20 protein-coding genes are annotated in these 20,177 nt (G+C 39.2%); 4 read left to right on the plus strand and 16 right to left on the minus strand.

Annotated features, from left to right (window positions below; translation table 11 throughout):
- Positions 1-101: 101 nt before the first annotated feature.
- The 9 genes from ACVIJU_RS12425 to ACVIJU_RS12465 form a co-directional block, all read right to left on the minus strand.
- Complete coding sequence (locus ACVIJU_RS12425) at positions 102-1,580, minus strand: UDP-N-acetylmuramoyl-L-alanyl-D-glutamate--2,6-diaminopimelate ligase (protein ID WP_063388498.1); 1,479 nt, start codon at positions 1,578-1,580, stop codon at positions 102-104.
- Positions 1,581-1,689: 109 nt separating this feature from the next.
- Positions 1,690-3,627, minus strand: a complete 1,938-nt coding sequence (locus ACVIJU_RS12430) for a stage V sporulation protein D (protein ID WP_456687653.1) — start codon at positions 3,625-3,627, stop codon at positions 1,690-1,692.
- Positions 3,628-3,775: 148 nt separating this feature from the next.
- Positions 3,776-5,932 carry a penicillin-binding protein gene (locus ACVIJU_RS12435; protein WP_456687654.1) on the minus strand — a complete coding sequence of 719 codons (2,157 nt, stop codon included), beginning with the start codon at positions 5,930-5,932 and terminating at the stop codon, positions 3,776-3,778.
- A 5-nt stretch (positions 5,933-5,937) separates the two neighbouring features.
- Complete coding sequence (gene ftsL, locus ACVIJU_RS12440; protein ID WP_063388501.1) at positions 5,938-6,297, minus strand: cell division protein FtsL; 360 nt, start codon at positions 6,295-6,297, stop codon at positions 5,938-5,940.
- Positions 6,298-6,307: 10 nt separating this feature from the next.
- Entirely contained in the window at positions 6,308-7,243 is a 936-nt protein-coding gene (gene rsmH, locus ACVIJU_RS12445; RefSeq protein ID WP_063388502.1) for a 16S rRNA (cytosine(1402)-N(4))-methyltransferase RsmH, read from the minus strand.
- Between the two features lie 54 nt (positions 7,244-7,297).
- Complete coding sequence (gene mraZ, locus ACVIJU_RS12450; protein WP_063388503.1) at positions 7,298-7,729, minus strand: division/cell wall cluster transcriptional repressor MraZ; 432 nt, start codon at positions 7,727-7,729, stop codon at positions 7,298-7,300.
- Between the two features lie 123 nt (positions 7,730-7,852).
- The gene (gene bshC / locus ACVIJU_RS12455) at positions 7,853-9,508 is read right to left on the minus strand and encodes a bacillithiol biosynthesis cysteine-adding enzyme BshC (protein ID WP_157727999.1); all 1,656 of its coding nucleotides are present in this window, start codon (positions 9,506-9,508) and stop codon (positions 7,853-7,855) included.
- 66 nt (positions 9,509-9,574) lie between these two features.
- A complete protein-coding gene (locus ACVIJU_RS12460) occupies positions 9,575-9,958 on the minus strand; it encodes a DUF3397 family protein (RefSeq protein ID WP_094246096.1) in 384 nt (127 codons plus the stop codon).
- On the minus strand, positions 9,958-10,842 hold the full coding sequence (locus ACVIJU_RS12465) for a 2-dehydropantoate 2-reductase (RefSeq protein ID WP_446650683.1): 885 nt from the start codon (positions 10,840-10,842) through the stop codon (positions 9,958-9,960). Before ACVIJU_RS12465 ends, ACVIJU_RS12460 begins: the two co-directional genes overlap by 1 nt.
- A 188-nt stretch (positions 10,843-11,030) precedes the next feature.
- Between ACVIJU_RS12465 and ACVIJU_RS12470 the strand changes: the two genes are divergently transcribed.
- Positions 11,031-11,510: an N-acetyltransferase gene (locus ACVIJU_RS12470; RefSeq protein ID WP_063388507.1), complete on the plus strand. Its 480-nt coding sequence runs from the start codon at positions 11,031-11,033 to the stop codon at positions 11,508-11,510.
- Between the two features lie 99 nt (positions 11,511-11,609).
- Here the strand turns inward: ACVIJU_RS12470 and ACVIJU_RS12475 are convergent, their stop codons facing one another.
- From ACVIJU_RS12475 to ACVIJU_RS12485, 3 genes are all read right to left on the minus strand, one after another.
- Complete coding sequence (locus ACVIJU_RS12475; protein ID WP_066251829.1) at positions 11,610-12,203, minus strand: RsfA family transcriptional regulator; 594 nt, start codon at positions 12,201-12,203, stop codon at positions 11,610-11,612.
- 780 nt (positions 12,204-12,983) lie between these two features.
- Complete coding sequence (gene rpmF, locus ACVIJU_RS12480; protein ID WP_063388509.1) at positions 12,984-13,157, minus strand: 50S ribosomal protein L32; 174 nt, start codon at positions 13,155-13,157, stop codon at positions 12,984-12,986.
- 28 nt (positions 13,158-13,185) lie between these two features.
- Positions 13,186-13,710 (minus strand): YceD family protein, encoded by a 525-nt coding sequence (locus ACVIJU_RS12485; protein WP_063388510.1) that lies wholly within the window; start codon positions 13,708-13,710, stop codon positions 13,186-13,188.
- Positions 13,711-13,841: 131 nt separating this feature from the next.
- On the opposite strand from ACVIJU_RS12485, the gene ACVIJU_RS12490 reads away from it, so the two are divergent.
- A complete protein-coding gene (locus tag ACVIJU_RS12490) occupies positions 13,842-15,068 on the plus strand; it encodes a nucleotidyltransferase (RefSeq protein WP_456687947.1) in 1,227 nt (408 codons plus the stop codon).
- On the opposite strand, the gene ACVIJU_RS12495 is transcribed toward ACVIJU_RS12490, so the two are convergent.
- Together ACVIJU_RS12495 and ACVIJU_RS12500 are read right to left on the minus strand one after the other, a co-directional pair.
- Positions 15,065-16,087: a SepM family pheromone-processing serine protease gene (locus ACVIJU_RS12495; RefSeq protein WP_456687655.1), complete on the minus strand. Its 1,023-nt coding sequence runs from the start codon at positions 16,085-16,087 to the stop codon at positions 15,065-15,067. The genes ACVIJU_RS12490 and ACVIJU_RS12495 overlap by 4 nt on opposite strands.
- Positions 16,077-16,871 carry a patatin-like phospholipase family protein gene (locus ACVIJU_RS12500; protein ID WP_456687656.1) on the minus strand — a complete coding sequence of 265 codons (795 nt, stop codon included), beginning with the start codon at positions 16,869-16,871 and terminating at the stop codon, positions 16,077-16,079. The genes ACVIJU_RS12495 and ACVIJU_RS12500 overlap by 11 nt, the downstream gene beginning before the upstream one ends.
- Before the next feature lie 153 nt (positions 16,872-17,024).
- Here ACVIJU_RS12500 and ylbJ point away from each other — a divergent pair, with 153 nt between their 5' ends.
- The gene (gene ylbJ / locus ACVIJU_RS12505; protein ID WP_456687657.1) at positions 17,025-18,245 is read left to right on the plus strand and encodes a sporulation integral membrane protein YlbJ; all 1,221 of its coding nucleotides are present in this window, start codon (positions 17,025-17,027) and stop codon (positions 18,243-18,245) included.
- A 40-nt stretch (positions 18,246-18,285) separates the two neighbouring features.
- Here ylbJ and coaD read toward each other — a convergent pair whose 3' ends face one another.
- A complete protein-coding gene (coaD, locus tag ACVIJU_RS12510) occupies positions 18,286-18,780 on the minus strand; it encodes a pantetheine-phosphate adenylyltransferase (RefSeq protein WP_063388514.1) in 495 nt (164 codons plus the stop codon).
- Positions 18,781-18,801: 21 nt separating this feature from the next.
- Positions 18,802-19,353, minus strand: coding sequence for a 16S rRNA (guanine(966)-N(2))-methyltransferase RsmD (gene rsmD / locus ACVIJU_RS12515; protein ID WP_066251986.1), 552 nt, complete (start codon positions 19,351-19,353; stop codon positions 18,802-18,804).
- 408 nt (positions 19,354-19,761) lie between these two features.
- Here rsmD and ACVIJU_RS12520 point away from each other — a divergent pair, with 408 nt between their 5' ends.
- Positions 19,762-20,151, plus strand: a complete 390-nt coding sequence (locus tag ACVIJU_RS12520) for a DUF7147 family protein (protein ID WP_456687658.1) — start codon at positions 19,762-19,764, stop codon at positions 20,149-20,151.
- Positions 20,152-20,177 lie beyond the last annotated feature (26 nt).

A 20,177-nucleotide genomic window follows, 5' to 3' on the forward strand; every position in this document is an offset into this window, starting at 1 on the left:
GATACTTCCTCCTCCCACCAAAACCAACATTTGCCTTTATATCCATATGATTATTGATGTTAAACCATTCCAATTTCATAACAAATCCTCTTCCTGCTTGATTATTTATTCTCTTTCAATTGAATAGCGCGAATAGCCACTTTTCGATCATCGAAGTCAAATTTTTTGTCCCCGATTTGTTGATATGTTTCATGGCCTTTTCCTGCAATGACGACGACATCTCCTTCTTCTGCATTGCTGATTGCAAATTGGATGGCTTCCTCTCGATCGACAATTGAATGAAAAGGTTCCCCGTCGACACCAGCTGCCATATCTTTTAATATTTGATGCGGATCTTCATTTCTAGGGTTGTCGGAAGTAAAAATTGGAATGTCCGCCCACTGAACAGCAATTTTCGCCATAAGCGGACGCTTCGTTCGATCGCGGTCTCCTCCGCAGCCAACGACTAAAATGACTCTCTTTTTGGCAAACTCCTTCACCGTTTTCAATAAATTATCCAAGCTGTCTGGTGTGTGAGCATAGTCAATAATGACGGAAAAATTTTGTCCGCAATCTACTAACTCAAATCGGCCGCGCACACCTTCCATCGATTCGACCGCTTCGATGATCTTCTCGATCTCAACACCTGAAACTAAAGAGGCCGCAATAGCAGCAAGAACATTATAAACGCTGAATTTCCCGATTAATTTCATTTGTACAGGAAATGTACCTTCAGGAGTAACGAGGAGAAAAGAAGTCCCGCTTGCATTCATTTTCAAATCTTTCGCCATAATCTCACATTCGTTTTCAATTCCATATGTAACGATATGGGAAGAAGTCATATGTCTGTAATAGTCAGAGGCTGGATCATCACCATTCAATATAGAAAATTTTGGATGATCATGATCATATTTATTTCCGAGCTGAGCAAACAATAATCCTTTCGCATTTCGATATTCTTCCATTGTTTGGTGATAGTCTAAATGGTCTTGGGTAAGATTCGTAAATACTGCAACATCAAAATCACAGCCGTGGACTCGTCCCATATGCAGCGCATGAGAGGAAACCTCCATACTGGCGTGGGTCACGTTCTCCTCGATCATCTTTTTAAATGTTTTTTGCAGGGTTAAGCTGTCAGGCGTTGTATTTTTTACTTCGTATTGTTGATCATTTATTTTTGTATACATTGTTCCGATTAAACCGGTTTTATAGCCGGCATTGCGAAAAATATGATCAATCAGATGAGTCGTAGTCGTTTTTCCGTTCGTGCCCGTGACACCGATGAGGTGAAGCTTATGTGTTGGCTGGTCATAAAAATAATCAGCAAGCACAGCCATTGCCCGTTTTGTATCATTTACGACAATTACCGGGATATCATCCGGCAGATGGTTCAGCGGTTTTTCTGATAACAGAGCGGCTGCGCCTTTTTTTACAGCTTCTAAAGCAAACTCATGACCGTCTACCGTAAAGCCTTTGATGCAAATAAATAAGCTTCCTTCCTTCACAGCACGCGAATCCATTTCCAACGAAGTAATCTCAGGATTCCCATTACCATAACGTTTATAATGATGTAGAGCAGTGAGAATTGCATCTAATTTCATAACGATAATCCTTTCTCAAAAAAACATTCTCCATTATTTTATCTTAGCTTAAAATGAGCGACAAGGGCTTTTCAAAAGCAGTTGTTTCAAAAAGCCCTTTTTTAGAAAATTATTCGGCTGCTGCCGCCTCGTCTCCTAATAAAATTCTTACAGTAGATCCTTCTTTTACCTTTACGCCTGCTTTTGGCGATTGTTGAACGACTACCTTGCCGTCGCCGTTTACATCAAGTTTTAAATTCACAAGCTGTTCAGCGAGCTCCTGTTTTGTGAGTCCTAAAACGTCCGGTACTGTGACGAACTTTTCATCCAGCCAAGTTTCCTTTTTTTCCATTTGCTTCGTTCTAGGCTTCACACCGAGCTGTCGGAGACTGTCTTTTATGATTGTTCCTACGATTGGCGCGGCAACAACACCGCCAAATTGCACCGTTCCCTTTGGATTATCAACGGCGACATAAACAACTATTTGAGGGTTGTCTGCAGGTGCAAAACCAATAAACGATACAATATGATTATTTGTCAAATATCCTCCACCGGGAGCAGCTTTTTGCGCAGTCCCCGTTTTTCCTCCGACCCGATACCCTTCAACAAACGCTCCTCTTCCAGTACCTTTTGCAACAACACTTTCAAGAGCGGCGCGAATTTGTTTGGATGTTTCCTCGGAAATAACGCGTCTTTTCGCCTCAGGAGTCTTTCTTGATACAACATCTCCCGTATCCGGATCAATCCATTCTTTTGCGATATTCGGTGTATATAAAACACCGCCGTTGATCGCGGCTGAAACAGCGGCCACTTGCTGGATCGGCGTTACAGAGACCCCTTGGCCGAACGCTGTGGTCGCAAGCTCGACAGGTCCAACCTGACTTTCTTGAAATAGAATGCCGCTTCCTTCACCTGCTAAATCAATCCCCGTTTTTTCACCAAAGCCAAATTTTTTAATATATTCAAACAAAGTCGATGTTCCCAGCCTTTGTCCAAGTTCAACAAATCCCGGGTTGCACGAATTTTGAACAACTTCAAGAAACGTCTGATCCCCATGTCCGCCTTTTTTCCAACATCTTAATGTCGCACCGGCAACTTTTACATAACCCGGGTCGTAAAAATGCTCTCTATAAAGATCAACCTTCTTTTCTTCAAGAGCGGCTGCTAACGTGATAATTTTAAATGTTGATCCAGGTTCATACGTGCTCCAGATCGGCAAATTTCGGTTATAAACTTTCGGATCGACATGCTGATATTTAGTTGGATCAAATGTCGGTCTTGATGCCATGCCTAAAATTTCTCCGTTGTTCGGATTCATAGCAATGGCAATTATTCCGTCCGGATTGTATTTCGATTCGGCAATGTCCAATTCCCTTTCGATGATCGATTGAATTTTTGCATCAATCGTCAGCTTTAAATTCAAGCCGTCCACAGGAGGCATATATTCCTCCACTTCATTTGGCATTCTTTTTCCTTTAGCATCAGAATAAAATTTAACATATCCTTTTTGCCCTTTCAATTGCCGATCATAATATAATTCAAGTCCGCTTAGCCCTTGGTTGTCGATCCCTGTAAAGCCTAAAACGTGCGCTAAAAGGCTGTTAAACGGATAATATCTTTTAGAATCTTCGGCAATGTAAACGCCTTTTAAATTTAAACTGCGTATTTCTTGTGCTTTTTCGTCAGATATTTTCCGCCCTTCAGGATGAACACGGACAATCATTTCTTTTTTCGTTACATATTGATAAGCTTTTTCCGTCGGCATATTTAAGACAGAAGCAAGCTTTTGAGCCGTTTCAGCTGGATTTTCGACCTGACGGGGAATGATAAAAACGCTCGGGGCACTGACATTTGTCGAAAGCTTCTCCCCATTTCTGTCCAAGATTTCTCCCCGCTTTGGTTCAAAAGGGATATTTCTGCTCCATAAATCCTTGGCAAGAGAAGTTAATTGCCCGCCTAACACAAATTGGACATATCCTAGTCTTACTTCGATCACGGCGAAAATCAAAAAACCTGCCAATAGAACGAAAACGAGCCGTTTTCTCACTGTTACATTTGAAACGCGCATATATACGATAACTCCCCTCATGTAGGTTCGCTATCAAAATATATGCCTCGTCCATTTAATATAGAACAAGCTTCAAGCGGAAGCAGGCGCCCGCTTGCCGAACCGTTCCCAGATACATTTTTTTCAAAAGCGGGCTCCTATTGTGGTACTACTTAGGCTTTTTTAATTTAATAGTCAAGTGATCTCCTTTTCTAATTTCAGTGCCTGGTTTAATATTTTGTGCGTTAACATATCCGCTTCCTTCATATTTCAGCTCAAGCTCCATGATGGAACACAGCTTCATCACATCCCGCAACGACCATCCGGAAATGTTCGGCATTTTCACAGCTCCGTCCGTTAGAAGAAACACTTTTTCTCTTTGGATCACCCGTGAAGTCGCGCTTGGATATTGGGAGGTGACGGTGGCTCCGCCGCCTAGAACAATTGGTTGAATTTGCTGTTTTTCGAGCTCTTGAACGGCTTGTTGAACCTGCTGGCCTTTATATTCAAGCAGTGAAACTCCGACTTCTTTTTCATTTTCAACATTTTTTTCTTCCTTCGCAGCAGCAGTCGTCGGTTCAATTTTTAAATATTCAAGACTATTTTTCATCACTGATTTAAAAATCATGGAAACAGGAGCTGAACCGGTTTCTGTCGGCTTCAACTTCGGCTGCTGAACAGCAACGTAGACAATGAGCTCTGGATTTTCTTTTGGAGCCATTCCTAAAAAGGAAAATACATAATTTTCCCGACCCGTTAAATAACGTCCTCCTTCTCCTGCTATTTGAGCTGTCCCAGTCTTCCCGGCGATGTGGTACTCCGGTATTTGAAAAGGTTTCCCTGTTCCATGTTCAGATGTCACAACAGTTTCTAAAATATCAAGCGTTTTCGCAGCAGTTTCTTTTGTGATTGGTTCGCCTTCTACCGATGGTTCCGTCTTCTTTAGCACTCGATTTGTGTCAGGGTCTACAATTTTATCGATGACATAAGGCTTCATCATCTTCCCATCGTTGGCAATAGCTGTTGCAGCTTGTACGAGCTGGATTGGTGTGAAAGCTGACGCTTGTCCAAATGCAGTCGAAATTTTATCCCTCTCCCATTTGTAATTTAATTTGCTGTTCTCTTCGTTCGGCAAATCAATACCCGTTTTTTCTAAAAACCCAAAACGATTTAAATATTGATAAAACCGCTCAAGCCCAATCTTTTTATGCGCTAATATGGCAAAACCGACATTGGATGACCGCTGAACAGCTTCATCAAACGTAATGGTGCCCCATCCGACATTGTTATGATCGTATATAGGACTTGCGCCTTTTACTTTATACATCCCGGACTTATATTTTTCGTTGCCGTTATAAACCCCTTCATTAACCGCAGCAGCTAATGTAAAAATTTTCATTGTCGAACCAGGCTCAAAACGGTAGGAAACAGCGTCATTGTAAAAATTTTGAATATCACGCTCGTTTGGATCAAAGCTTGGCCGCTGAGACATCGCTAAAATTTTCCCCGTTTTTGGGTCTGCGACAATTCCGATCATTTTCGTCGGCTGATATTGTTTTTCAGCTTCATTTAACGCATCTTCCAAAAACGTTTGAATTTTTTGGTCAATTGTTAAATAAACGTCGGCTCCGTTATTCGGCGTAACAATTTTGTCTTTGCTGCCCGGCAGCTTGTAGCCGCTTCGGTCGCTTTCATATATCACATATCCGTCTGTTTCCTGCAAATATTTATCTAAGCTTTTTTCTATCCCCAGCTGCCCGGTTGTTTTTCCCGTCTTTTCATCTCGCTTGGCGTAGCCAATCACATATGATGCAAATTTTCCGTTTGGATAAAAACGTTTTGTATCGCGAATAAAACCGATGCCGGGCAATTTAAGCTTTTCAATTTGCTGTTTTTTCGCAAAGCTGATGTTTCTTCCTTTTTCTCCGAATTCGACCTGAAACTTGTCTTTTTTCAAAATAGTTTCGATTTCTTTCTGTTTCATTCCAAGAATGGGAGCTAATTTTTCTGCCGTTTCTTCAGGATCGACAACATGATTCGGATGGTCGGGATCCGTTGTCATTTTTTCATCCAATACAGCTACTAATGTATAGGTAACAGTATCTTCAGCGAGCACGTTTCCTTTTTGATCCAATATTTGGCCGCGGCGGGCTTCAAGCATGCGCTTTTTTTCATATTTTTCTTTTGCCTTAACAGCTAGCACTTGACCATCGACAGTTCCTGTCGCTTGAATGTAGAAAAACCTCCCAAATAAGATAAAAAAGAGCAGAACAAATATTACGGATAATATTGCTGCTCCCCGATTCATATTTTTGCTTTTCTTCATCCCAATCAGTCCTGTATGCCTTTTACTTTGCTTGGATCTAATGTGAAGCCTAAGTCTTTAGCAATTTTATAAATTCTTTCAGGTCTTTTCAATTCATCGACCTGAAGGTTTAAATCACTGTTGATTTTTTCCTGATTTTCAATTTCAGCTTCGATTTTCTGCATTTCTATATTTGCTTGATACAATTTCACACTATTTGAGATAATCCAAATGGAGCATACCAGCATCAAAAATAAAAAAACAACAAATAACAGTTTCTCGCCTAATGTAATGGAGGATCTTTTTCGTTTAACAACGAGGGTTTGTTTTGCATGCTTCTTTTCTTCTTGTCGCCTTTCTTGAATTTTGACAGCTAAATTGCTCATAGAAAACCTCCTATTTTTTAATCTTTTCTGCTATACGAAGTTTAGCGGATCTCGCCCTTCGATTTTCTTCAATTTCATTTTCCGACGGCACGATCGGTTTTTTTGTTATAATTTTGATTTCTGGCAGCATTTCGTTGGGAATTATCGGTATGTTGCGCGGAATTTCTGCTTGGCTGGCAGCTTTTCTAAACGCCAGTTTGCAAATTCGATCTTCTAAAGAATGGAACGTAATAACACATATCCGCCCTTCTGGAGCTAACAGTTCAATTGCCTGACTAACCGCGCTTTCAAAAGCGGAAAGCTCGTCATTGACGGCAATTCTAATTGCTTGAAAGATGCGTTTGGCAGGATGCCCACCTTTTCTTCTAGCGGCGGAAGGAATTGCCTCTTTTATAATTTCCGTCAGCTCGCCAGTTGTTTGAATGGTCTTTTTTTTGCGGGCAAGTTCAATTTTTCGAGCTATTTGCTTTGAAAATTTTTCTTCTCCGTATTGAAAAAAAATTTTTACAAGCTTTTCATAGGGCCAGGTGTTGACAATGGTAAAAGCGGAAAGCTCTTGGTTTTGATCCATTCTCATATCAAGAGGAGCGTCATATTGATAGCTGAAGCCTCGTTCCGGTGTGTCCAGCTGAGGCGAAGATACTCCCAAATCAAACAAAATCCCGTCTACTTTATGAATACCCCTAGAGAAAAGCTCTTCTTTTAAATGTTTAAAATTGCTTTTGATGATGGTTACTTTATCTTGGAAGGGCTCGAGTTTTTCCTTCGCAAAAGCAATTGCAGCTTCATCTTGGTCAAAGGCGTATAAATGTCCAGTTGTCAGCCTTTTAGCAATTTGTTCGCTATGGCCTGCCCCTCCTAATGTGCAATCAACATAAATTCCGTCCTCTTTTATTCGTAAACCTTCAATCGCTTCATCCAGCAAAACTGTCTTATGTACAAACAATATCCAGCACCTCGTTTCCAACGGAAGAAGTTTTGATCATGGATAGGATGAACATCAAATATCAAAATCAATCATGTTTTCTGCAATTTCTTCAAATGATTCTTCTTGTTCAGCCACGTATTGCTCCCAATTTTGTTTGCTCCAAATTTCTATCCGACTGGAAACGCCGATGACGACGCATTCTTTTTCCAATTTTGCGTAAGCAAGAAGTGGAGCCGCAATGTTAATCCGTCCTTGCTTGTCCATTTCACATTCAATAGCGCCGGAAAAGAAAAATCGTGTAAAAGCTCGGGCATCTTTTTTTGTTAATGGGAGAGCTTTCAGTTTCTCTTCAATCACTTTCCATTCGCTGAGGGGATATCCAAACAAGCATTGATCAAGACCTCTCGTGAGAACAAACTTCTCGCCAAGGCCTTCCCTGAATTTTGCGGGTACGATCAATCTTCCTTTTGAATCGATCGTATGTTGGTATTCTCCCATAAACATCACGTTGGCCCCACTTTCATTTCTTTTCCACCACTTCCCCCCACTTTTCACCACAAATTTATTGTACTATTAATGGACATAAAAAAAAACCCTGTATGACACAGGATTTTTCAAAAAATAGTTTTATAATTTGACAATTTTATGTTTTCCATTGAAAGTATATGTCAACTGCTGCAAATCTTTTACAAAATTCGGCCCATATTTGTTTAAATAGTAATAAATATTCCATACTCTTTCTTGCCATTGATTATTCGGTTTCAGTGAATACTCAATACGCCTGAACTTTTGCAGCTCTGCTTCATATTTTGCATGTATCTTTTTTTGAACGATCCTTTCCACAAAATCTATCTGCTGTTCGATAAATTGTGCGTTTTTTCGCAATACGGGCGCTAAGCTTTGGTCGAAATCCTCTATTTTTTCTCGCAATGACCGATGAATGTCCTCAATCTCTTCTTTTGCTTTCGACACATATGCGCTGACATCAAAAGGCTCCTTTTGTTTAAACCACCTATGTTTTAACGGTTCAACCCCCTGCTTAAGAACCTCTTCCAACGGCAGGTCTAATTCTAGCAAGTCCGACTCTATGTTTCTTTCTAAAATCGTCAAATGAATTCTCGGAATAACTGGCGGCACATTCATCGAGAATAAATGAAATACCCCTTTTAATTCTGCCCAATACGCAATTTCTCCTGGTCCGGCGATAAAAGCCAAAGTCGGAAGCAAATATTCCTGCATGACCGGTCTTGTCACTACATTATTGCTGAACTTCCATGGATTCATTCTGACTTCTTCTAAAAGATCAGACAACGAAGACGTCCAATTGATTTCAGGGATCGAAAATAGATTCTTCTCTTTTTCTATGAGCAAATAGCGCTCATCTTCTATTTGATAAAACAGATTGGCGCAGTTTTCTCTCATTGTAATTGCTTGATATGGATATCCTTCTTCTTTTAAAATTTGCTGCTGCTTGACGACTTGATGATAAATGCTGTCAGTTGCCATGAGCATTTGTTCGAAATAAGATTTTTCCAATTCCCGCAATTCTTTTGATCCAGAGTTGATAAGTACAATTCCTTCATCTCCGAACATGGAGATGAGTAATCGTTCAAAAAATTCAACATAAGTGGCAGATTGGTCAAGCTCATGATACAAAGAAGCAAGCAAATGTTTCGTGTATTTCGTTTCGCCAAATGCCGCAAAAACTTCTTCCAGCCAAATGCGACAAGCGTTTTTATCAATTGATAACTCCGATATCATTGTTTTTTTACGTTGTGTTTGCATGATCGTTTTCTTTTTCAAACGTCCTCTGTCTGTCACATAGAGATGATTAATTTCGTCAAAGTCATGATCCTCCCCCGCGATCCAAAAAACGGGAACAACAGGTATGTTCAGCTTTTTCTCTTGCTCTTTCGCCAATGCCAATATGGAAATGATTTTATGTATTGTATATAAAGGTCCTGTTAAGAGTCCAGCTTGCTGACCGCCCACAACGACGACACTATTCGGATTTTTTAATTTTAAAATATTCTCCATTATCTGTTCTGTTGCGTTCAGCCGCTTATGATATTGGATTAAAACATCCGCCAGCTCATCCCTCTTATAAGTCCTTGATAAAATATCGTCATATCTTTTTTGAAATACATCTTCTTGAAATGGATCATAATCAAAATATTTTTCAACCTCTAATCGCCGATTTATATAATTGTTCACAAAAGGATTGGATTGAGGAAGGAAGAGTTCAAACGCCTCCATATCTATTAACTTCCTTTCTTCGTTCATTATCATTACCCCGACAAGAGTATATCATGTAATATTTTCAAACAAAAAAAATTTGCTTTTTTTTATTCACATTTGATTCATTATGTACACAAACACCCCGATGATCGCCATGCTCTCAGACAGCAGAAAAAATATTAAAAAAGAGCTTCTCCACATCATTTTCAATGCTTTCATCCATTTGATCTCGTCAGTGAATACGAATTGAAGTCCAGCTGTCGCCAAAAAAAGCAGCAAATATAAACAAAGCAGCCATAAAAACGATTGATGATGCCAAATAACAGAAAGCTTGATCCAAAATGAAACGGCAAAAAATACAGTAGCCACATCAACGCTCAAAAGGAAAGATTTTTTCTTACTCTTTAATAAAACACGAAAAAGAACCAAAAACAGCAGCCACGCGGCCAATGGAAACGTCACAAAAAAGGCGATGATTCCTATAACAATTCCCATCAACGTTCCTCCCGGTTTTCCAACCCTTTAATCGCATTGTACAAAAATTCCATTGTACAAGTATGAGCACCCTTTTCTTTCCCTTTTTGAATGAGATCCCCTAATATTGAATCAATTTCTGTTTTTTTATGATGTTCAATATCCGACAGCATTGATGAACGATTGTTTTTTGTCTTTATTGCAATACTTTCAATATATTCCCATAAATCATCCTTATCATTTATTTCAAGAACATCACATACTTCGTGAAATAGCTTTTTGGCAAGCTTTGCAACATAAGGATTGCTGACGATGTGGCCATTCGGCATTCGAAATAAGGCAGTTAATGGATTAATAACTGCATTGGCGGCCAATTTTTTCAATACAACCGGCTCCCAATCCTCTTCATATTGTATCAAAAATAAAGGATCAGACGTATTTAACTGATCAATAAATTCCCGCGCCCCACCGCCGTCATACGGGCTGATGCGAATTTTCCCAATACCAGTATGGTGAACGGTATTGGGGGATTTTTTTAAGGCGCCGTGCTCTACAACACCTATATACAATTCATGTTGGGCAAGCTCTTTCATTCTGCCGATATGAGTTATGCCGTTTTGAACAAATACAATCTTTTTCGGCTGCAATTGCTTTAGATTTCCAAATAATGACGGCAGACTATATTGCTTGACAGCAATAATTAATATTTCTTCTTTATATAATACATCTGCACGTGATTTTACATATGCAGTCCAAGGGTTCGGGCCTATGACATGTATCCCTTCTGTCCTTACCGAAATTGCCTGCTCTTCCGTCTTTGTATAAAGGGTAATGTCATGTTTTCGGCTAAGGTATGCCGATATTAACAAGCCTACAGCTCCTCCGCCAATTACACCGATCTTCAAGTTCTCCACCTCTCTCATATGTATCATAACAAACAAAAACTAAAAATTCTTCTTTTTCCTGAATATAATTAAAAATTTGATTATATTTGCTTTTTTATTATTTTTTCAATGTTATTTTCTCTTTATGTTTAGTATAATGTGAGTGAAAAGGCGTCTATCATTATAGCGGCAATTGGGGGAGATTCGCCATGGTAAAAGTGGAAAAATTATTAGTCAATTATAAAACTTTAGAGGAATTTAAAAAATTTAAAGAATACGGTTTACAAGAATTATCCATGCTGGAGGATTTAGAAGCAAATATTATCGAAAATAACAGCGATTCGCCCTTTTACGGGATTTACTACGGAGACAAATTAATTGCCCGGATGAGTTTATATCGGGTGGATAAAAAATATGATCAATATTTTGAGCCAAAACAGGACTATCTTGAGTTATGGAAATTGGAAGTGCTTCCTGAATACCAAAGAAAAGGGTATGGAAAAGCGCTAGTTGATTTTGCCAAATCGTTCGGCTTGCCTATAAAAACAAATCCGCGTATGAAATCGGCTGGCTTTTGGGAAAAGATGGGCTTTGTCCCTGTAAAGTATGATATGAAACGAGATCGTGGAGAAAATCCTCTCGTTTGGTATCCTAACGGTGTCACTGTCAAAGAAAAGGGCGCTCATTAAAAAAAGACGCTGGCAGCGTCTTTTTCAAAGTCAGAAGTCGATAGTTGATGAAACCGGCACGCTTTGTCGGTTTCATCTATTTTTAGAATCTCCCTTTTTTCATTCCTGACCGAACTGAAACGGTCTTTTTTTATGTTTCATTTTTTCTTCCTCCGCCTCTTCTTTCAATCCTGCTCGTTCCCTCACTTTTTCCATCATTTTAATAAAAGCGTAAAATTCATTTTCAATCTTTTTCAATTGTTCATGTAATTGTTCATTTTCGTTTTTAAATTCTTCTACTTTTTGTTCTAGAAAAGAGATTTTTTCACGCAAGCTTTTATTTTCTTCTTCCAACCGATTGTTCACCGGTTGGTGCTGTGTAGACTTTAAAAAAGCAATCACATCATCGATAGTGATTTCCGATCTTCCACCTGCTTCCTCATAATGAAGCAGCTTTTTTTCGGAATTTTTCTTTTCTTTTTGCTGTCTAAATTTTTTACGTTCCTGTTTCGCAAGTTCAATGTCTGTTTCATATTTTTTTCGCAAATATGAATTCCAGCGAAAACCGCATGCAGCAGCCGTTCTTGAAAGTTTCTCCGCAACGATCTCAAAAGCCTTTAGTTGTGTTCCGCCTTCGCGAATATGCTGCAAAACAATTTCTTTCAAGAGCAGATCTTCATCCTCTGTCCATGCATCTTGCCGTGTCACCGCCATTTGTTCATCCCTCCGTTTTGATTTGACTTTTTTTAAAAAATGATTTTTTAAAAATAGAATGAGATGTAACAAATCAATTGTTGCTTCCATTCTCTTTTCTAAATTTTGTGATGCGAGCTTTTTGCCTCATCTCAACTATTTCATGCAATTTTTAATAATATATATGCCTGTAATAGAAACGATAGAAGCACAGTTTTAGTTGAAAGGAAAAAGAATGTGCTTCTTTCATTGACATTTCTTCTGCTTCCTAAAAAGTTTTTTTTGAAAATCGAGGGAGAATTGAGAGATGCATTAGTAAATTTGGAAGAAGCGGTTGTTCTAATTCGGCATTCGACATTTTCTTCACATCTTTTCCCATTCCGCCAGCAGGCTGGCTGTCAAAAAAGAGGATATTTTTTAGAGTCTAGCTTGGAGGAGATTTATGCTAAAAGGACAAATCTTCTACTCATATTCGTGAAGTCGTTCGCTTAACATTAGAGGAAGGATCGTTTTCTCGGCAGCTTCATGGAGCCTTAGGAATAAAGAGGATGCACAGATTGCAGAATGGATTAAGAAATTTTCAAAGATTCAAGGAAGCCTTTGTGCCAGGAGAAAAAATATGTATGTATTGAAAAGCTTTTTCTCGCGCTTTAATACAGAAAGCTCCAAAAACGATCAAGCCGTTCAAGCTGATCTTAAGCCGCATTTGCTTTCACAAAATGTAACGGCCTTTCCCCGACTGAATATCGAGAAAAGGCCGCAGCTAAATTGTCTACTTGACACGGGTATGGTCACTTTTCATTATTTGTTTACTACTTCTCTGCCTTTGTATGTTCCGCAAGATTTGCATACGCGGTGCGCCAGCTTCATTTCTCCGCAGTTTGGACATTCTACCATACCTGGAACTTGTAATTTAAAATGTGTACGGCGCAATCTTTTTTTCGTTTTGGATGTTCTTCTAAAAGGTACTGCCATTTTTCCCACCTCCTTACAGAGCAATGCTTTAAGAATCATTTTCTTTCTTATCCAATAACTTAGCTAAGCTAGCTAATCTTGGGTCAATTTTGTTTTGTTGTTCTTCCTCTTTTATTAACTTCCAAAACTTTCCTTCTTGAGGTGCTGCTTCCTGCTTGTTTTCCTCTTCATCACTAAACACTTGAAGCGGAATTTCTAAAAGGACAAGCTCATGAATGATTGGCATTAAATCAATGACTTCTCCTTGAACAACATGTGTTTGCTCACTCGTTTCATACTCGTCGGAGCTAAACAAAAACGTTTCCGATGTGCGGATTTCAAATGGATATTTAACATCAACAAGTGTTCTTGCGCAAGGAAGCGTCATTTCGCCAGTAATTGTTAAATGAAAGATGACTTTCATAGAGCTTATATCTGCATGTCCTTGAACATGAACAGGAGTTATCTCCCGCAAATCAGGATGATTTTGGACAAGATCATATAGATCGACATCTTCATTGATTTGTAAGCCTTTTTTCTGCAGTTTATACAATTGATGAACAGACCATTTCAACATATATCACCTCAAGACAACAAAGGTTATTATAGCTTTCAAATAAGTATTTGTCAATATTTTTCCTTTACACTATAATATAGGCATTATTGCACAAATATATTGATGAATTGAAAAAGAAGGTGATGGAGTTGAAGGCGGTCGGAATTGTTGTAGAATATAACCCATTTCATAACGGTCATTTACACCATCTAGCCGAATCAAAGAAGAAAGCAAATGCTGATATTGTCATTGCAGTGATGAGCGGTCATTTCTTGCAAAGGGGAGAGCCGGCACTCGTCTCAAAATGGGCGAGAACAGAAATGGCTCTAGCAGGCGGCGCAGATTTAGTTTTTGAACTTCCGTTTGCCTTTTCAACGCAAAGCGCAGAAATTTTCGCCAGCGGCGCCGTGTCGATTTTAGATGCGCTTGGCTGTGATTCACTATGTTTCGGAAGCGAGGTCGGAAAAATTGACGCTTTTCTTGAAACATATGAACTGCTGGAGAAAAGAAGCGATGATTTCGTTCATGTTTTGAAAACAGCGCTTTCGAAAGGCAACAGTTATCCAAAGGCCGTTTCCATTGCTTTTCAAAAAATTGCTTCCGGAGAAAAAACGCTATTAGATTTAAGCAAACCGAACAATATATTAGGATTTCAATATGTCAAAGCCATTGTTCAACAAAAAAGCTCGATGAAGCCTCTTACAATCGAGAGAATTGGCGCCGGCTACCATGATGAATCATACCATCACCCTAGCATCGCCAGCGCAACAAGCATCCGAAAAAACATTGTTCATGAACAAAACTTGTCTTCCATGAAACATTATGTTCCGGAAAGTTCGTTTCGCATTTTACTGAATTATAAACAAACTTATTCAGCCTTTCACGATTGGGAGCTTTACTTTCCATTTTTAAAATATTCTATATTGTCCAAAACTTTAACAGAATTAAAAGAAATATATGAAATGGACGAAGGCTTGGAACACCGCGTTGTTCACCATATTAAAAGGGCTGCATCATTCCACCAGTTTCTATCTCTCTTGAAAACGAAAAGATACACATGGACAAGATTGCAAAGATTATGCACCTATCTTTTGACCAATACGAAAAAAGAAGAAATGGCGAGCATATTAAAAACGAAAAAAGCCCCGTATATTCGTTTGCTCGGGATGTCAGGGCGGGGGCAAAGCTATTTGCAAGCTGTTAAAAAACAGTTGGAGCTGCCGCTTATTTCTAAAGTTTCGTCCTATTCTTCAGATGTATTGGAAATGGATCTAAGAGCGACAAATGTTTATGCGCTCATCCTCAACGAACCTGCCGCAACCGAGTTTATGAAGCTCGAGTATACAATGCCTCCTATACGTTACGGGCTTCCTTAACCGGAAGTCCTCATTGTTTCTAAAAAATGGACGGCATCATCAAATGTATCCACCGGTATGATTTTCATATCAGAATGAATGGAGTCTCGTGTCTTCAGCGCTTCTTCATAATCGGAGCCTCTCTTGCCGTTTTCGTTAGGGGCAAAAAATATATCAATCCCAGCACGGTCTGCTGCTATCACTTTTTGTGAAATGCCGCCGATCGGACCTATCTCCCCTTTTTCATTAATCGTTCCTGTTCCAGCAATATCTAATCCTTTTGTTAAATCCGTTTCCGTCAGCTGATCGTAAATTTCAAGAGCCATCATCAGACCTGCTGAAGGACCGCCGATGTCTTTTGTATTGATAGTAATACCTGGTGAAGTCGTCAATTTTTTATCCGTCACGACGCCAACACCGAGACCCGTTTTATTAGGATAACCAGGAATTTGGACAAGTTCTACTGATGTATCAATTATTTTTCCATCTCTGTTTATTTTTAATGATATATGATCGCCTTTTTTCTTCCCTTTTAAATAATCAGTGAATTGCTCTGAAGTTTTTATTTTCATTCCATCGGCTTCGACGATTCGGTCGCCAACTTTTAATTTTTCCCTTGCCGGTACTTCTTTCATAACCTCCAATACTGTAACGCCATTATTTTGAATAGTAATTTTTTTGCCGGCTTCTTTATAGGCGATGGTAATCGCAGCTTTTTGTGAAGCTTCCATTATATGTATTTGACGTTTTATATATTCCTCATCAGATTCATCTTCTTGGCGGACATGTTGAATCGGCATAATCTCAAAATCATTCTGCATTTTCGCCCATAAATACGTAAATAATGTTGCTCTCCCGAAACGGACTGTTGTTAACGAAAAGCTGCCCTCTTCCTTATATCCGTTTTCAACATGAATCATATTGGATAAATCATTGACCAATCCCGGTTTTGTAATATAATAAGGGAGCTTGATGAAGGAACCGGAGAGTGCGACAATGATGCTGATGATAAGAGAAATAATAATGCGTTTACTTTTCATGATTGGTCTCCTTCCATTGGTTGATCTTATTCTTGATCTCATCAATATGTTTCGTTGCTTCCTCTTCACCGAGTTTAATAATTTCATCAATTTTCGTAAACGCTCCGCTGTGAAAATGTTCAACACGCGGGCAGATCACTACATCTGATGTTATTCGATGCTGCGCTAACTCATTTTGCATAATGTCTAAACTCCGCATAATGACATCAAAAATGGACTGAATGCGAGCTTCTTTTTTGACATGTGATACATCGACCGCTATTACGATATCAGCCCCCATTTCTTTCACCGCTGAAACGGGAACCCGTTCAATCACTCCTCCGTCAACTAATATCGAGCCGTTATAAGAAAAAGGAACAAAAATTCCCGGAATCGAAATGCTTGCCCGAACGGCATCCGCAACAGGACCTTTTCGAAAAACAACTTTTTTCCCTTCATTTAAATCGGTTGCAACGACCGCTAAAGGAATCGGCAAATCTTCTATATTTTGATTTCGGGTAAAAATTCGAATTAACTGTTTAATGCGGTCTCCTTGAATAAACCCCATTTTTGGAACGGTCACATCGATAAAATATTTTCGTTTAAATGCTGCCGCCAATTTATACATTTGTTCAACAGTTAAACCTGAGGCATAAAAGCTTCCTACAAGGGCCCCCATGCTCGAACCGGAAATCATATCAATCGGTATTTCATGCTGCTTCAACACTTTCAAAACACCCAGATGAGCAAAGCCTCTAGCTCCCCCGGAACCTAACGCCACACCAATTGTTGGATGTTTCGGCATAAACGGAGCCCCCTTTCATGAATTTGTTATTCATCATATGGTCTAAAATGCCACCCTATTCACGTATATTGAATTATAGGTTGTACGAAAACCTCTTATTCATTCTATCATGTCAGCTTATACGTGTGCAGTTTTCAATAGGGGGCATAACAATTGAAAGAGGCAAAAATTAAAACTGCTTTATACGCAACCGTTATTTTCTTTATCACCTGCGCGATTATTTTTTTTCCTGACGCCTCACTTGAGGCATCAAAGCGGGGATTACATATGTGGTGGAACATTGTTTTTCCTTCCTTGCTGCCTTTTTTTATTGTCTCGGAAATTCTTATATCAATCGGTGTGGTCCGTTTTATCGGTGTGTTTTTAGAACCGCTTATGCGGCCCGTTTTTAATGTTCCAGGAGCAGGGGGATTCGTTTGGGCAATGGGGATGGCTTCCGGATTCCCCGCCGGGGCAAAATTAACTGCAAGATTAAGACAAGAAAACCAGATCTCAAGACATGAAGCGGAAAGGCTTGTGTCTTTTTCCAACTCTTCAAATCCGCTATTTATTTTCGGAGCTGTGTCAATAGGTTTTTTTCAAGATAAAAATCTCGGATTGCTGCTGGCCGTTTCGCATTATTTAGGAAATGTTTTCGTCGGGCTAACGATGAGATTTTGGGGAAAAGATGAAAAAAAGCTGCAAAAGGAAACAGTACATTCGAAGCCATCATTTAAAAAAGCGTTTCAGCTTATGCACGAAATGAGAATGCAAAATGAAAAACCTCTTGGAAAAATGCTCGGGGATGCCGTTCTCAATTCCGTCCAAACGCTGCTCGTCATCGGGGGCTTTATTATTTTGTTTTCGGTATTAAATCAAATTTTAAGCATCGTTCATGTGGCAGACATAGCAGCAACTTTCATATCGTCTTTGTTTATTCTTGTTCATATACCGACTGAGCTTTCTGTTCCATTTTTTTCCGGACTGTTTGAAATAACATTAGGCAGCCAGCTTACAAGCCAGGCACAAGCCGCCATGCAGGATAAGGTGATCATCACAAGCTTTATATTGGCATTCAGCGGCTTCTCCGTTCAAGCACAAGTAGCAAGCATTTTAGCAGAAACAGACATTCGCTTTAAGCCTTTTTTCTTTGCCCGCATTATGCAAGGGATTTTTTCAAGCCTCTCTGCTTTGATCTTATTCAAGCCTTTATATATCGATCTATTGTCAAAGAATGAAGGTTATGCACCGGCATTTATATTTGAAAAAACGCCAAGCTTTCTCACGGAGTATTGGCTGCTCCTTTCCAAAGTCGGCCCCGTTATCACGATTTGCACGCTCATTGTGTATATTTTGATTTATTACTTTCGTTTAAGAAATAAAAGCGGCACATAAGAAAAGGTTCGGAAACCAAAATTTTCCGAACCTCAAAAAATTATTTTTTATACATATGCTCATATTTTTTCTTTAATGCTTCTTCCACTTCATACGGTACAAGCTCAGAAACTTTTCCGCCGTATTTAGCGACTTCTTTAACAATACTTGAACTTAAAAACGAATACTGATTGTTTGTCATCATAAAAAAAGTCTCGATATTTTCATCCAGCACTCTGTTCACTGAAGTGATTTGCATTTCATATTCAAAATCAGAAACAGCCCGAAGGCCTCTCAATATAGCGTTCGCATTTTTGCTTCTCGCATAATCAACGAGCAGCCCTTGAAAGGATTCAATGTATACGTTCGGTAAGTTGCCCGTTACCTTTCTCAGCAGTTCACATCTTTCTTCTACAGTAAATAGCGGCTTTTTTGAAGAATTGTTTAAAACGCAAACATACACTTTTTCAAATACATTTGCCCCCCGCTTTATGATGTCTAAATGTCCATATGTAACGGGATCAAAGCTTCCCGGACAGACTGCAATGCTTGCCAAAATAAATACCCCCATCCGACTTCAAACATTTTGATACAAAGATACACTTGTTATACCATATCGCTCAGACTTCGTTTTTGCAAGTGATAAAACTTGGTCTGGCAATGTTACTTCATAGCTATGCTCGCACACAACGACACCATCCGTTGACAACAAAGACTGCTCATGAATTACCTTTAGAATAGATTCTAATTTTTGTTTTTTATAAGGCGGATCCAGAAATATAATCCGAAACTTCAGCCCGCGTTTGCTGACAGCTTTTAACGCTTGATCAGCGCTGGTGCGATATACTTCAGAACAGTCGTTTAACTTTAAATTTTCTAAATTCTCGCGAATGGTTTGAATCGCTTTCATATCTTTATCAATAAAAATAGAGCATTCTATCCCTCTTGATAAAGCTTCTATTCCAAGACTGCCGCTGCCGGCAAACAAATCTAAAGCAAGTCCCCCTTCAAAATATGGTCCGATCATGTTAAATATTGCTTCTTTTACTTTATCTGTTGTCGGTCTTGTCGTCTTTCCAGGAACCGATTTTAATGCTCGTCCTTTTAATGCACCGGATACCACTCTCATACCATTCACCACAACTTGACAAAATTCCTTTTGGCTCGGAATAATATTAACATAGAAAATGTAAGATCATCAATTAAATTTGACAGTTGTTTTTTTGCAGAAGCGAGTATAATTTTTTGCCAATTGACCATAATGAAAGTGACAACATCAGTTGTGATGGTGTTGTTGCCAACCGCGGAGAAGACTTACGTTTCCCCATAAGTTCTTCCTCCGGTTTCTCCTCTCCCTTTCCCTTCTGCTTTGAAGATTTTGCTTCAAAGCTAGGAAGGATCCTGCAGATCCAATCTGCAGGCTTTTTTTTATTCTTTCAATTCTTCCATTTTCATGATACATTTATTTACGGACGAAAGCGCAATACATTTAGCTTATGAATTTAGCAACCAAATACCCATTGGAGGAAGGATAAAAATGATCCAGCGATTTATTGAAATAGGAGAAGGATATTCAGATATATACGAATTATTGGAAATCGCAAAAAGAAATCAAGACCGGATTTCGCACTTTCTAGTTCTTTATACAGTAAAAAATGGAAAAGAGGTTTGTTCGTTCGTCATTGTGTTAAAACCGACGGAGATAGGTGATTTCCAGCCTCTTTATATATGCCGGGAAGGGATCCCAAATCCGCAGAAAAAAATGAACAAACGATTTGAACTTTTTCAACAGGCTGCCGAAGCATATGGTCATGAGCTGATCGAGCTTGTTGTAAAGCCTTCAGACCAATTTTCTGATGTTGAATTGTATTACCAGCATTTAATCGGCATATTGCGGATGAACCGATACATACCTTCTTTACAATAGTAGGACAGCCTAAATTCTCGGCTGTC

It is taken from the genome of Aeribacillus sp. SP014 (genome assembly GCF_054055575.1).

What these genes read in the sequence shown, in the direction of transcription:
- ACVIJU_RS12425 (WP_063388498.1), bottom strand. Translation starts at nt 1,580, where the DNA reads ATGAAATTAGATGCAATTCTCACTGCTCTACATCATTATAAACGTTAT.
- ACVIJU_RS12430 (WP_456687653.1), bottom strand. Translation starts at nt 3,627, where the DNA reads ATGCGCGTTTCAAATGTAACAGTGAGAAAACGGCTCGTTTTCGTTCTA.
- ACVIJU_RS12435 (WP_456687654.1), bottom strand. Translation starts at nt 5,932, where the DNA reads ATGAAGAAAAGCAAAAATATGAATCGGGGAGCAGCAATATTATCCGTA.
- ftsL (WP_063388501.1), bottom strand. Translation starts at nt 6,297, where the DNA reads ATGAGCAATTTAGCTGTCAAAATTCAAGAAAGGCGACAAGAAGAAAAG.
- mraZ (WP_063388503.1), bottom strand. Translation starts at nt 7,729, where the DNA reads ATGTTTATGGGAGAATACCAACATACGATCGATTCAAAAGGAAGATTG.
- bshC (WP_157727999.1), bottom strand. Translation starts at nt 9,508, where the DNA reads ATGAACGAAGAAAGGAAGTTAATAGATATGGAGGCGTTTGAACTCTTC.
- ACVIJU_RS12460 (WP_094246096.1), bottom strand. Translation starts at nt 9,958, where the DNA reads ATGGGAATTGTTATAGGAATCATCGCCTTTTTTGTGACGTTTCCATTG.
- ACVIJU_RS12470 (WP_063388507.1), top strand. Translation starts at nt 11,031, where the DNA reads ATGGTAAAAGTGGAAAAATTATTAGTCAATTATAAAACTTTAGAGGAA.
- ACVIJU_RS12475 (WP_066251829.1), bottom strand. Translation starts at nt 12,203, where the DNA reads ATGGCGGTGACACGGCAAGATGCATGGACAGAGGATGAAGATCTGCTC.
- rpmF (WP_063388509.1), bottom strand. Translation starts at nt 13,157, where the DNA reads ATGGCAGTACCTTTTAGAAGAACATCCAAAACGAAAAAAAGATTGCGC.
- ACVIJU_RS12495 (WP_456687655.1), bottom strand. Translation starts at nt 16,087, where the DNA reads ATGAAAAGTAAACGCATTATTATTTCTCTTATCATCAGCATCATTGTC.
- ACVIJU_RS12500 (WP_456687656.1), bottom strand. Translation starts at nt 16,871, where the DNA reads ATGCCGAAACATCCAACAATTGGTGTGGCGTTAGGTTCCGGGGGAGCT.
- rsmD (WP_066251986.1), bottom strand. Translation starts at nt 19,353, where the DNA reads ATGAGAGTGGTATCCGGTGCATTAAAAGGACGAGCATTAAAATCGGTT.
- ACVIJU_RS12520 (WP_456687658.1), top strand. Translation starts at nt 19,762, where the DNA reads ATGATCCAGCGATTTATTGAAATAGGAGAAGGATATTCAGATATATAC.